The sequence below is a fragment of the Agrobacterium deltaense RV3 genome (assembly GCF_900013505.1).
Lineage (GTDB): Bacteria > Pseudomonadota > Alphaproteobacteria > Rhizobiales > Rhizobiaceae > Agrobacterium > Agrobacterium leguminum.
Genome location: NZ_LT009746.1, coordinates 1685326 through 1698304, shown reverse-complemented (window position 1 = coordinate 1698304; position 12979 = coordinate 1685326). Strand labels below are relative to the sequence as shown.

The following is a 12979-nucleotide window of genomic DNA, read 5'->3' as shown; positions in this document are numbered from 1 at the left end:
CGCGTCGCGCGCGCGCGCGCGCGCGCGCGCGCGCGCGTGTGTGTGTGTGCAAGCTCTCCGAGATCCGGCAGCGTGGCCCCCTCATCCGACCCTACGGGCCACCTTCTCCCCGGCGGGGAGAAGAAATGGGCCGCACCTTCAGGTGATCAAGAATGGGTGGAAGTAATCAGCCTCAAGCTCCTGCCCGCAACGCAAAGAGCGGTGCGTCCTGCCCGTCCAGCATGGCGGTGATCTCTTCCGCAGCAACCGGTTTCGAGAACAGGTAACCCTGCAACTCATCGCAGCCGCACAGATGCAGGATGGCCGCCTGCTCTTCCGTTTCCACGCCTTCAGCCGTCACCGGAATATCGAGCGACTTTGCCAGCGCCACGGTGGCCTGCAGCATTTCCAGCGACCGGCCGCCCTTGTCGAGCGCCATGATCAGCGAACGGTCGATCTTCATCCGGTCGAAACCGAAGCGGCGCAGATAACCGACGCTGGCGAAGCCGGCGCCGAAATCGTCGAGCGCTATATGCAGGCCAAGCTGCTTCAGCTTGTCGATGGCGGCACTCGCCCGCTCCGGATGATGGATGAAATAGCCTTCCGTCATTTCCAGCCGCAGCCTTTCGGGCGGCGTCTGCGTCGCGTCGAGAATATCGGCCACATGGCCGGAGAAGGCCGGATTGCGGAACTGCACGGGAGAGATATTCACCGAGAGCTTGATGGAGGGCCATTGCTGCGCCGTCTCGCAGGCCTTGTGCAGGACGAGAAGGCCGAGCCTGTCGATAAGGCCGCTGGTTTCTGCAGCGGCAATGAAGATATCGGGCGGCACGAAGCCATATCCCGGCCGCTGCCAGCGGGCCAGCGCCTCCACCCCGGTAATACAGCGCGTGGCGGCGCTGACGACCGGCTGATAGACCACCTGTATCTCATCGTTTAAAATGGCGGAGCGAAGATCGGCTTCGAGCTGCAGCTTTTCCTCGCGCAGCGCATCCATCTTCAGCTCATAGGAAACGTAACGCCCGCGTCCGTTCTCCTTGGCCTGATACATCGCCATATCGGCACGCCGCAGCAACTCCTCGCCATTGATGTCGCCGGCGCGGGAAACCGAGGTGCCGATGCTGCAACCGATGCTCGCCACCCTTTCACCAATGCTGAAAGGCTCGGTAAAGAGTTCAAGAAGCGCCAGACACAGTTTGCGGCCTTCGGCCCAGACGTCGTTGCCCTGAATGGCGATGGCGAATTCGTCGCCGCCGAGCCGCGCCAGCACCGCGCCTTCCGGCACCAGCACCCTCAGCGCCGCCGCCACGCCCTTGATCAGCCGGTCGCCGGCGGCGTGGCCGTAGGAATCGTTGATTTCCTTGAAACCGTCGAGATCGAGATAGAGCAGCTTGATATCCGTCTTGTCATGGCGGCCCCTGTCGACCATGCGGTTCAGCCTGGCGAAGAGGCCGGCGCGGTTGCTGAGGCCGCTCAGCCGGTCGCGCAGCGCCTCCTCCCGCGCCGCCGCCTCGTCCGCCTTCAGGCGGTCGAGCGTGGCCGAACCGATGATGAGCAGCACCAGAAAAAATGTGCCGGCAATGCCAAGCGCGGTAAAGACGACCGGACGCGCCTCATGAAAGCTGACGTCTCCCGGCAGGTGCGAGCGCCAGACGAGCCGGGCCAGCACCTCCCCCAGCGGATTGACGATATCCACATGGTTGGCGGCAGGCCCGTCGCCATATTGCAGTTCCAGACCGTCGATGACGTAATTGCGCGCAAGCTTATCCACCGTCGCCTGCTTGAGATGACGGGCGAAAACCAGGTAACGCCGCTCCGCACCGACAGGCGGCAGCGCCCCGGACTTCATCCGCACGAGCGCAACCCCCGCGGCGGCGACGCCATCGCCGGTCTTGACGAAACCGGTCACCTGCGAGGTGATACCCGGACGCATGGAACGCACGCGCTCGATCATTTCCCGGAGGCCGCCGGCAAAATAGGCGTCGGGCTTCCATGCCACCGGCTTGCCGTCCTGATAGGCCATGCGGACCTTGCCGTCCTCATCGATGACCACGGCCGTATCGAAGAGATCGTTATTGACCGTCATCTCGCCGTAATTGCTTGCCACCCAGTCGAAACGATCAGGGGCATAGACATATTCCGCGGCATCGTCCCAGGCGGCGTAGTCATTCAGCGTCGCGCCGAGCTGCTCGCGAAAGGTGACGAGGGCGCCCGCCGTCGTCTCGCGCGAACGGGCATTGTCGAGCAGGTTGGCCTTTTCCCGGACCTGGCTCAAGGCGGATAAAACCAGCGCGGTGACGATGATAAGCACCAGCGCGAAGGTGGACAATACGACGCCCACGGCGGTTCTGCGCCCGACCGGCAAATAATCCCCAATGTTGCGCGGCGCAATCCGCATAAAATCCCCTTCGAAAGCCTCATCTTCCGAAGGAAACATTCAAAAGCGGTTAAGCCGCATTGTGGCCCCGCCCCAAAAAACCACGGGTATAAAACGACAGTCTGGCAGAAGCACTGAAAAATCCTTCCCTGAAATGCCCTGGGTTTTTCATGGAAGGCGGATTTGCATCCGTCCGGAAAAGAAAAAACCTCCCCCGCGAACGGGAGAGGTCGTGATTTTTTTAGACCGGGATGGCGAAAAGTGTCAGCGGTTTTCGCCTTAAATACCGGTCTGATCCAGTGCTGGAGCGGCTTACCAGGACGGGATGACCGTGCCGTTGTACTTTTCCAGAATGAAAGCCTTCACTTCCGGGCTCTGGTAGGATTCAACCAGCGTCTTCACCCACGGCTTGTCCTTGTCCTGCGCACGAACGGCGATGACGTTCGCGTAAGGGGACTTTTCGCTTTCGATGGCGATGGCGTCCTTCTTCGGGTTCAGGCCGGCAGCCGTCGCATAGTTGGTGTTGATGACCGAAGCGTCGGTGTCGTCAAGCGAGCGTGGCAGCTGGGCGGCGTCGAGTTCGACGATCTGGATGTTCTTCGGGTTTTCGGTGATGTCGGCAGGCGTTACCTTGAGGCCGGCTTCTTCCTTGACCTTGAGCACGCCCTTGGAAGCGAGAACCAGCAGCGCGCGGCCGCCATTGGTCGGGTCGTTCGGAATGCCGACGGTTGCGCCGTCCTTCAGCTCGTCGAGGTTCTTCACTTTCTTCGAATAAACGCCCATCGGGGTGGTGATGGTGGTGCCGACGCTGACGAGATCGAACTTGCGGTCAGCGATCTGGTTGTCGAGGTAAGGCTGGTGCTGGAAGGAGTTGGCCTGCAGCTCGCCATCGGCCAGCGCCTGGTTCGGCACGACATAGTCGGAGAATTCGACGATATCGATATCGAGACCCTTGGCAGCCGCGATCTTCTTCACCTGCTCCATGATCTGCGCGTGCTCGGCGGGGGTTACGCCGATCTTGATGGTCTCGGCCAGCGCCTGACCGGCGGTGAAGAGAGCGGCGAGCGAAGCCGCGAGAATGAGTTTCTTCATGGGTGTCTCCTTGGGTTGTTATTATAAACGCAGTTAATTCTTCCGGGTCCGCTTGTCGAAGCTGCGGGCCAGCCTGTCGCCGGCGCTCTGCACCAGCTGCACCAGCACGATCAGCACCAGAACCACGACCAGCATCACATCCGGCATGAAGCGCTGGTAACCGTAGCGGATGCCGAGATCCCCCAGCCCGCCGCCGCCGACCGCGCCGACCATGGCCGAATAACCGATGAGGCTGACCAGCGTGAGCGTAAGCGCCAGCGTGATGCCGGGCTTGGCTTCGGCAAGCAGAACCTTGGTGACGATCTGCAGCGGCGTGGCGCCCATGGCGCGGGCGGCCTCGATCAGGCCCTTGTCCACCTCGCGGATCGCCGCTTCCACCAGCCTTGCGATGAAGGGCACGGTCGCGACCGTCAGCGGCACGATGGCCGCGCTGGTGCCGATGGAGGTGCCGGCGACGAGGCGGGTGAAGGGAATGATCGCCACCACCAGAATGATGAAGGGCGTGGAGCGCGCGGCGTTCACGACGAGGCCGAGGATCCGGTTGGTCATCGGCGCCGGAAACAGCTCGCCCTTGCCGCTGGTGGCAAGGAAAACACCCATAGGCACGCCGATCAGCGAGCCGACGATGCCGGCAACGGCGACCATGTGCAGCGTCTGCAACAGGCCCTTGGAGAGAAGGCTGAACAGCATATCAGGCGACATAACCGAGCACCTCCGTGTGAAGACCGGTCTCAGCATAAAAGCGATTGGCGCGGGCGGTGACATCCGCCGAGGCCGGATAGGAGACGACCAGCGAGCCGAAGGGCTGGCCGGAAATTTCCTCGATGGTGCCGGCAAGAATGTTCACATCAGGGCCGATTTCGGCGACGAGGCGCGCCGTCAACGGCTGAAAGGCCGTCTCGCCGAAGAACACCAGACGCACCAGAACACGGTCGCCTTCCGCCGCCTGCGGTTTCAGGCCCGAAGTGACCCAATGCGGCAGCTTCACGCCGACCGAGGACGACAGCAGGCTGCGGGTCGTCTCGTGTTTCGGCGCGGTGAAGATGTCGAAGGTCGTGCCTTCTTCCACGATCAGGCCCCTGTCGATGACCGCCACCTGCGAGGCGATGGTCTTCACCACCTCCATCTCGTGGGTGATGAGCAGCACCGTGAGCCCCAGCTCGGCATTGATGCGCTTCAGCAGTTCAAGAATGGATTGCGTCGTTTCCGGATCGAGCGCGGATGTCGCCTCGTCGGAAAGGAGCAGCTTCGGCTGGGTGGCGAGCGCACGGGCAATGCCGACACGCTGCTTCTGGCCGCCGGAGAGTTCCGCCGGATAACGATTGGCCTTGTCGGAAAGCCCGACGAGATCGAGCAGCGGCGCAACGCGCGTTTCGATCTCCTTCTTGCCCATGCCGGCGATTTCGAGCGGCAGGGCCACATTGTCGAAAGCGGTGCGCGACGACAAAAGATTGAAGTGCTGGAAGATCATGCCGACGGAACGGCGCAGCGTGCGCAGGCTCTTTTCATCGAGCGCCGCGACATCGACGCCATCGACGACCACGCGGCCGGTCGAGGGCTTTTCAAGGCCGTTAGCGAGGCGGATGAGCGTGGATTTGCCCGCACCGGAGCGGCCGATAATGCCGGTGATGGAGCCTTTCGGCACCACGTAGTCGATACCGGCAAGGGCTGCGAAACCGGGCTTGCCGCCGGCGCCGCCAAAGGTCTTGGTCACGCCTTCAAAGGTGACCATAGGCTCCTTTGCCGACCCTTCAGGGACCGCCTGTTCTTGGCGCGCGGGGGATGCCGCGCTGGATGGAAAACTCATTGTAAACTCTGGGAATGCGTGACGGATCGGGTCTCAAAAAATCCTGTTGCGGTGCTGAACCGCTCTCTTCATGCAGCCTTCGGGCACATTCGATGACAGCTGATTTTCCGGGTCATTTCGTCAGGCTTTCACTCAGAAATGCCGGGGATCGGCAATTCGATGGCGCATACTTGCCCGCACACGCCACCTTTTAACAGGGATGTTTTTTCAATTATCTGAAAAGAGAGGAAAAATCTACCGCAAAGCCGCGTGTGCAGCCCTGCGGCAGTCAAGATTTCGCGACGATATGAAAATCACACGCGGCTGGTGAATTCCTCGAGCGGGCGGCGCACCTTCTTCAGGTTCACCAGCCAGTCGCCTTCCGGCTGGCGATAACCGAGCGGCAGGATGGTGACGGAGCGCAGGCCCTTTTCACGCAGGCCGAGGATTTCATCGAGCTTGGCCGGATCGAAACCTTCCATCGGAGTGGAATCCACGCCCTCAAAGGCGGCCTGCGCCACGGCCATGCCGAAGCCGATATAGGCCTGGCGGGCGGCGTGCTCGAAATTCACCTGCTGGTCGCGCTGCGGATAGGTGGAAAGCAACATCTGGCGATAGGCTTCCCAGCCTTCATTCTTGATGCCGCGTTCTTCGTTGACCAGATCGAACATGTGGTTGATCCGCTCTTCGGTGTAATTGTCCCATGCCGCAAAGACCAGCAGATGCGAACCGTCGGTCACCTGCGCCTGGTTCCAGGCGATCTCGCGGATCTTGGCGCGCACTTCGGGATCGGTGACGACGATCACCTCGAAGGGCTGCAGGCCGCTGGAGGTGGGCGCCAGCCGCGCCGCCTCGACAATACGCTCGACCTTGTCTTCAGACACGGCCTTGGAAGGATCCATTTTCTTGGTGGCGTAACGCCAGTTGAGTTTTTCGATAAGCATCTTCGTTTTCCCTGGGAGGACCAACCCGCCCTGCCCCTTGGACGCCAGAACGGGTGCTACGCTTTCGTAGCCCGTCTGACATAGGAGGCAGGATGGCGGGCGCAAGCAGGCACCGCCGGGTAACCGATAAAAAAGTTTGGAAAACTGATAATAAGGTGGGAGAACTTTATTGCGACGGGCGCTGACACGTCGCCTGCTACCGGATGCGGCGCGTAAAGTTCATGCACGGCCGTCCCCCAACCCTCATTCCTGTGCTTGTCACAGGAATCCAGCCGACACGCGTCTGCGTGGCGGAAAGACTCTTTTCAGCCCAAGGACTTGGGCTGGCTGGATCCCTGTGACGAGCACAGGGATGAGGGAGGTGACCGTTACGGCTTCACCAGACCATGGTTCCCCTTCGGAAAGCCCGAAGCCAGCGCACTATACCATTTGCCGCTGTTCTTCAGCGTCCGCACCTGCGTGTCGTAATCCACATGCACGAGACCGAAGCGCATGCGGTAACCCTCGGCCCATTCGAAATTATCCATCAGGCTCCAGGCGAAATAACCGCGCATCGGATAACCGTCGCGGATGAGATCGGCGACGATACCGAGATGTTCGGCGTAATAGTCGAGACGCGGCTGGTCATCCACCTCGCTGTTTTCGACGCCCATATTATAGCAGGCGCCGTTTTCGGTGATGTAGCAATCCGGCAGGTCGTAACGCTTGTAGAGCGTCTCCACCAGCGACTGGAGCGCCGGGGCATAGACCTCCCAGCCGATATCGGTCGTCACATCGCTGATGGCGGGGGCCGGATGGGTGGCAGGGAATTCCGCGCCCGGTGTCGCATCGTCGGCAACGCGCATCGGCGTGTAATAATTCAGACCCCACCAGTCTAGCTTCTGGCTGATGATGGAAAGGTCTTCAGCCTCCACCACCGGCATGCGGCTTCCCAGCGCCTCCATCATCTCGGCCGGATATTCGCCCTTGAAGACCGGATCAAAAAACGCACCGTTGTGGAACTGGAAGGCCCGTTCGGCGGCCTTGAGATCGGCGTCGCTATCGGAAGCCGGGATGACGGAATGGGCGTTCAGCACCAGCCCCACCGGCACTTTCGGCGCGACATGGCGGGAGGCTTCCACGCCGAAACCATGGGCGAGATTGATGTGATGCATGGCGGCAAGGGCTGCCTCCATGTTGCGCTCGCCCGGCGCATGAATGCCATAGAGATGGCTGAGCCACACCGCGCACCAGGGTTCGTTGAAGGTCGCCACCGCATCCAGCCGGTCACCCAGGCGGGCCATCACGGTCTTGGCGTATCGCTGGAAGGCGTGCGCGGTGGAGCGCGAGGCCCAGCCGCCATCGCCCATCAGCGTCAGCGGCAGGTCCCAATGGTAAAGCGTCGCATAGGTCTTGATGCCGCGCGCCTTGCAGCCATCGACGAGGCGGTCGTAAAAATCCAACCCCTTCTCGTTGATCGGCCCGAAACCATCCGGAATGATGCGCGGCCAGGCGATGGAGAAACGATAGGCCTCGACACCCATGTCCTTGATGAGATCGAGATCCTGCTCCCAGCGATTATAATGATCGCAGGCAATATCGCCATTGTGACGCTCGAAGACATGGCCCGGCATGTTGCAGAAGGCGTCCCAGATGGAGGGCTTGCGGCCATCCGCCTTCGTGGAGCCTTCGATCTGGAAAGAGGCGGTCGCGACGCCGAACAGGAAATCGCCGGGGAAACGGGCGGCTAGCGTTTTTGGATCGGTCATCTGCGAGGCCCTTCTCTGTCCATCGAGCGTGAAAAGATCAGCAGCGGTTTAGACCATGTCGGCCGGCAGGTACAGTCGTGGGCGGCAGGAATCTACAACGTTTCAGGATGCGCAGTTAACAAGTCCAAAGCGCTTTGCATGCGGGAGTGCCGCCGCAGCGGTTTGCCGGCGGCGCAAGCCATCGACCCGGCGAATGCGGGTAGAAGATGGGAGGTGGAGGAAGTCGTTGCATTCACCGGGCCGCATCATCAGGGCCGTCAGGGCAGCCCGTCGGTCACAGCCTTTTCACGGCACCTATCGGATCGGTCCTTCCCGCCTCTGGCCCGGCGGAATGCCTTTCCGAAACACGGTTTGCCAGAACCATGCTTGTCGATGCCGGCCTCCGGTTCGCGAAAGGCGCCGCGCGTATCGCCCTTCCGTTCCGGTTGCGGGAGGAATGATGCGGCGGAAATGGCGGGTGGGGATGGGAGGGGACGTATTTTTCGGGAAGTGACTGAAAAGGAAGGAGGCTTGGCGCGGAGTTTTCCGCATCTTTTGGAGCAGAACGGAGAGCAAGCCCCCTCATCCGGCCCTTCGGGCCACCTTCTCCCCGGCGGGGAGAAGAAATATGCCGTGCCCTCAGCGTGGCAAGGAGTGTGGAGCTTGTTCTTCTCCCCGCCGGGGAGAAGTGCCGGAGCGAAGCGAGGCGATGAGGGGGCGACGCTGCCGCCGCCCCCTCCAGCGCGTCAAACGTAACGATTGACCACGTTCTCCAGATATTCCTGACGACCCGATTTCGGCTCGGGATTGATATCCTCACGCTCCACCAGGGCGGCGATCTCTTCCAGCTTCAGCTCGCCGCGCAGCATCTTCTGGGCTTCAGCCGAATCCCATTTGGCGTAACGCTCCGCAAGCGGCTTCGACAGCGCGCCGTCCTCGATCATCTTCGCCGCCGCCTTCAGGCCGCGGGCGCAGCAATCCATGCCGCCGATATGGCCGATCAGCAGATCCTGCGGATCGAGCGACTGACGACGCAGCTTGGAATCGAAGTTGGTGCCGCCGTTCTTGAAACCGCCACCGGCCAGAACATGGTAATAAGCGAGCGCCATTTCCGGCACGTTGTTGGGGAACTGGTCGGTATCCCAGCCGGACTGGTAGTCGTTGCGGTTCATGTCGATGGAGCCGAAAATGCCGAAGGCATTGGCCATCGCCAGTTCATGCTCGAAGGAATGGCCGGCGAGAATGGCATGGCCCTGCTCGATATTGACCTTCACTTCCTTTTCCAGACCGTTCTTCTGCAGGAAGGCGTAAACGGTGGCGACGTCGTAGTCATACTGGTGCTTGGTCGGCTCCTGCGGCTTCGGCTCGATCAGGATCGTGCCTTCGAAGCCGATCTTGTATTTATATTCCACCACCAGATTGAGGAAGCGGCCGAGCTGGTCGAGTTCACGCGACAGATCGGTGTTGAGCAGGGTCTCGTAACCTTCGCGGCCGCCCCACAGAACATAGTTCGCGCCGCCGAGCTTCTTGGTGGCGTCCATGCAGGTCTTCACGGTCGCGGCGGAGAAAGCGAAAACATCCGGGTCCGGATTGGTCGCCGCACCCGACATGAAGCGACGGTTGGAGAAGAGGTTGGCCGTGCCCCAAAGGAGCTTCACGCCGGTATCGGCCTGCTTTTGGGCAAAATAATCAACGATCTCGTTGAGGTTCTTGGTATTCTCCGCAAAGTTCCGGCCTTCCGGGCGCACATCGGCGTCGTGGAAGCAGTAGAACGGCGAACCGAGCAGCGAGAAGAATTCGAAAGCCACATCCGCCTTCAGTTTCGCCGCCTGCATCGTATCTTCGAACCATGGGCGCAGGAAAGTCTGGCCGCCGAAGGGGTCGCCGCCCGGCCAGGTGAAGGTGTGCCAATAGGCCACCGCAAAACGCAGGTGATCTTCCATGCGCTTGCCGGCGACGATCTCATCGGGGTTGTAATGACGGAAGGCCAGCGGGTTGGTGCTGTCGGGGCCTTCATATTTGATCTTGGCAATATCGCCGAAGAAACCTGTGCTCATGGTGATCCTCCTTGGTGGGTTTAGATGGTGTTCGGTATAGGTTGGAGGGCGTGGCTCACCCCCCTCTGTCCTGACGGACATCTCCCCCTCAAGGGGGGAGATCAGCAGGACGCAATCTATCGCTCCATACTCGACCTGGCATGAGGACGAGATGTAGCCGCTTGTCGATCTCCCCCCTTGAGGGGGAGATGCCCGGCAGGGCAGAGGGGGTGAAGCCGCACACACCGTGTCTCAATGCGAAAGCGCCCGAATAGCCGGATAAAGCGCATGATAGCGCCGGTAAGCCTCCTCATAGGCGCCGGCCAGCGCCGTCACCGGCTCGATGGTCCGCGCCGTTTCCGGCTGCGAGCAGACCGCCACCGGATCGGCTCCGGTCGCAGCGATGAGGCCAAGGCGGGCCGCACCGAAGGCGGCGCCGAAATCGCCCTCGGCCGGAATATCGACGGGCACGCCGAGCGAGGTGGCGATGGAGGCAAGCCAATAGGCCGAGCGCGAGCCGCCGCCGATGGCGGTGACGCGGGAAATCGAGGTGCCGGCCGACTTCAGCGCTTCGAGATTGTCCCTGATCGCGAAAGTCACGCCTTCCAGCACCGCCTGGGTCAGCGCCTTGCGGTCGCTTTCATGCGAAAGGCCGATGAAGGAGCCGCGAATGGCGGCGTCGTTGTGCGGGGTGCGCTCACCCGAGAGATAGGGCGCGAAGGTGACACCGGTCGGTGCAAGCAGCGTCTCGCCCAGCTCGCCGGTCAGATCGGCGGCGGATTGGCCGGTGAGGCGCGAATACCAGTTCAGCGCATCGGTGGCGGAGAGGATGACGCCCATCTGGTGCCAGGTATTGGGCAGCGCATGGCAAAAGGCGTGCACGGCGCTTTCCGGCTTCGGCAGGTAAGATGCATTGGCGGCAAAAAGAACGCCGGATGTGCCGAGCGATACGAAGGCGTGGCCTTCCTTCACCGTGCCCATGCCGCAGGCGGAAGCGGCATTGTCTCCCGCGCCGCCGGCAACGACGGTGCGGCCGGAAATGCCCCATTCGGAGCCAAGTTCGGCGCGCAGCACGCCCGCCTCATCCGTGCCTTCCACCAGCGAGGGCATGTGTTTTTCATCCAGCCCGGTGGCGGCGAGAAGTTCGGAAGACCATTTGCGCGCGCCAGTATCGAGCCAGGAGGTGCCAGCGGAATCCGACATTTCGGAGATGTATTCGCCCGTCAGCCACAGACGCAGATAATCCTTCGGCAGCAGCACCTTGGCCACTTTCGCGAAGATTTCAGGTTCGTTCTTCGCCACCCAGGCAAGTTTCGGCGCGGTGAAGCCGGGGAAAACGATGTTGCCGGTGATCTTGCGGAAGCGCGGATCGGCATCCAGCGCGGCGGCCTCGGCATAAGAGCGCGTGTCGTTCCACAGGATGCAGGGGCGCAGCACCTTGCCGGCCGCATCGATCAGCGTCGCGCCATGCATCTGGCCGGAAAGGCCGATGCCCTTGACGGCGGCAAGCTCCTTCGGGAACTTCTGCTTCAGGCCGGCAACGGCGGTTTTGGTGGCGGCAATCCAGTCGGCCGGATCCTGTTCCGACCAGCCGTGATGCGGGCGCGAAACGTCCAGCGAGCCGTTGGCCGAGCCGATGATTTTCTGATCGCCGTCCATCAGCAGGGCTTTGACGCCGGATGTGCCAAGATCGAGACCGAGATACATGTATTTCTCCATTCCGGCGCGCCATGCGCCGCTTTCAGCGTTTTTTAAAAGTAGCCGCATTTCCGGACGGAAAACCGGCGGCCACTTTTCCTGGAAATGCTCTCATCAGGGAAGATTGTCCCTGAGGAATATGTCGATACGGATACGTTCCTGCGCGGCGATGACGGGAAGACCGTCGGCCCGCGCCTTCAACACGCGGATGGCGCTGCGCACCTCGTGGCCGGCATCCTGGTTGAGCACGGCGTCCAGCAGCCCTTCCCGCAGCGCATTGGCGGTGTTTTCCGTCAGTTCATGGGCGATGACCGAAAGCGCTCTTTCGCCCTCTGCCGCGCCAAGCGCGCGGATGAGGCCGCGATTGCCCGCGCCGAGGCTGTAGATGCCTGACAGCTCGGCATTGCCGAGCGCCTCGCGCACCAGCGTCTCGACGGTGAGCGGATCGTCCCTGCCCTCCAGCACCGGCAGTAGCCGCAATTGCGGAAATTCGGATTCGATGACGGCGCGAAATCCTTCCAGACGTTCGCGATGGTCGCGCACCAGCATGGAGCCGGCGACAACCGCGACATCGCCGCCGCGCCCGGAGAGAAAACGTCCCATCAGGCTTGCCGCCGTGCGCCCGGCCGCGACGTTGTCCACACCGGCATAATGATCCCGCCGCGAACCGGAAAGATCGGACACCAGCGTCACCGTGGCGATGCCGTCTTCGGCCAGCCGGTCGGCGGCTTCGGCCACATCTTCGGAATCGGTGGCGACGAAGGCGACGCCCGAGGGCTTTTCCCGCCGCGCGACTTCCAGAGCCTCCGTCAGCGCGGAGGCATTGAAGGGCGGCACCTCGATGACGCGGATCGCCGTGCGCTCCAGATGCGCCCGTGCCGCTGCGGCCCGCACTTCGGCGCGCAACGTCGCCATGAAGGAATTGTCATTGCCCGGCAGGATGAAAACCAGCGAATAATTGCGGCCCTTGGCCAGATTGGCGGCCGCGATATCGCGCACATAACCAAGCTCGGCAATGGCCGCCTCCACCCGTGCCCGCGTTGCCGCATGCACGCCGGGGCGCATGTTCAGCACCCGGTCGATGGTGGCGAGACTGACGCCCGCCCGCTCGGCGATATCGTGAACTGTCGGCTTCATGGCTCCTCCCTCCCCTTGCATATCCAGCTTTGCAGTCGAGGTAAACTGAAAAATGATGTACGTACCTCATATTTCGCGGAAAGCCGGTGTCGGGTTGGTGGCTCTTCGCGAAACGGTGCCGCGCGTTTCTTCTCCCCGAGGGGGAGAAGGTGGCCCGAAGGGTCGGATGAGGGGGCAAGCTCTCCGAATATCTCTACCCTCGC

The 12979-nt window shown here is 61.9% G+C and carries 9 protein-coding genes; all 9 read right to left on the bottom strand.

What is annotated here, in order from left to right:
• Window positions 1-172 precede the first annotated feature (172 nt).
• The gene (locus AGR7B_RS22145; RefSeq protein WP_162934229.1) at window positions 173-2416 is read right to left on the bottom strand and encodes a bifunctional diguanylate cyclase/phosphodiesterase; all 2244 of its coding nucleotides are present in this window, start codon (window positions 2414-2416) and stop codon (window positions 173-175) included.
• 252 nt (window positions 2417-2668) lie between these two features.
• A complete protein-coding gene (locus AGR7B_RS22140) occupies window positions 2669-3448 on the bottom strand; it encodes a MetQ/NlpA family ABC transporter substrate-binding protein (protein ID WP_004433407.1) in 780 nt (259 codons plus the stop codon).
• Window positions 3449-3481: 33 nt separating this feature from the next.
• Entirely contained in the window at window positions 3482-4150 is a 669-nt protein-coding gene (locus AGR7B_RS22135) for a methionine ABC transporter permease (protein WP_004433403.1), read from the bottom strand.
• Window positions 4140-5180 carry a methionine ABC transporter ATP-binding protein gene (locus tag AGR7B_RS22130; RefSeq protein ID WP_080857906.1) on the bottom strand — a complete coding sequence of 347 codons (1041 nt, stop codon included), beginning with the start codon at window positions 5178-5180 and terminating at the stop codon, window positions 4140-4142. The genes AGR7B_RS22135 and AGR7B_RS22130 overlap by 11 nt, the downstream gene beginning before the upstream one ends.
• 368 nt (window positions 5181-5548) lie before the next feature.
• Complete coding sequence (locus AGR7B_RS22125; protein WP_080857905.1) at window positions 5549-6178, bottom strand: NAD(P)H-dependent oxidoreductase; 630 nt, start codon at window positions 6176-6178, stop codon at window positions 5549-5551.
• A 368-nt stretch (window positions 6179-6546) separates the two neighbouring features.
• Window positions 6547-7926, bottom strand: a complete 1380-nt coding sequence (locus tag AGR7B_RS22115) for a GH1 family beta-glucosidase (RefSeq protein ID WP_080857904.1) — start codon at window positions 7924-7926, stop codon at window positions 6547-6549.
• Window positions 7927-8651: 725 nt separating this feature from the next.
• Window positions 8652-9962: a xylose isomerase gene (gene xylA, locus AGR7B_RS22110; protein WP_065656360.1), complete on the bottom strand. Its 1311-nt coding sequence runs from the start codon at window positions 9960-9962 to the stop codon at window positions 8652-8654.
• 231 nt (window positions 9963-10193) lie between these two features.
• A complete protein-coding gene (gene xylB / locus AGR7B_RS22100) occupies window positions 10194-11648 on the bottom strand; it encodes a xylulokinase (protein WP_080857903.1) in 1455 nt (484 codons plus the stop codon).
• 105 nt (window positions 11649-11753) lie between these two features.
• Window positions 11754-12776, bottom strand: a complete 1023-nt coding sequence (locus tag AGR7B_RS22095) for a LacI family DNA-binding transcriptional regulator (RefSeq protein WP_080857902.1) — start codon at window positions 12774-12776, stop codon at window positions 11754-11756.
• Window positions 12777-12979: the final 203 nt, after the last annotated feature.

What these genes read in the sequence shown, in the direction of transcription:
- AGR7B_RS22145 (WP_162934229.1), bottom strand. Translation starts at nt 2,416, where the DNA reads ATGTTTCCTTCGGAAGATGAGGCTTTCGAAGGGGATTTTATGCGGATT.
- AGR7B_RS22140 (WP_004433407.1), bottom strand. Translation starts at nt 3,448, where the DNA reads ATGAAGAAACTCATTCTCGCGGCTTCGCTCGCCGCTCTCTTCACCGCC.
- AGR7B_RS22135 (WP_004433403.1), bottom strand. Translation starts at nt 4,150, where the DNA reads ATGTCGCCTGATATGCTGTTCAGCCTTCTCTCCAAGGGCCTGTTGCAG.
- AGR7B_RS22130 (WP_080857906.1), bottom strand. Translation starts at nt 5,180, where the DNA reads ATGGTCACCTTTGAAGGCGTGACCAAGACCTTTGGCGGCGCCGGCGGC.
- AGR7B_RS22125 (WP_080857905.1), bottom strand. Translation starts at nt 6,178, where the DNA reads ATGCTTATCGAAAAACTCAACTGGCGTTACGCCACCAAGAAAATGGAT.
- AGR7B_RS22115 (WP_080857904.1), bottom strand. Translation starts at nt 7,926, where the DNA reads ATGACCGATCCAAAAACGCTAGCCGCCCGTTTCCCCGGCGATTTCCTG.
- xylA (WP_065656360.1), bottom strand. Translation starts at nt 9,962, where the DNA reads ATGAGCACAGGTTTCTTCGGCGATATTGCCAAGATCAAATATGAAGGC.
- xylB (WP_080857903.1), bottom strand. Translation starts at nt 11,648, where the DNA reads ATGTATCTCGGTCTCGATCTTGGCACATCCGGCGTCAAAGCCCTGCTG.
- AGR7B_RS22095 (WP_080857902.1), bottom strand. Translation starts at nt 12,776, where the DNA reads ATGAAGCCGACAGTTCACGATATCGCCGAGCGGGCGGGCGTCAGTCTC.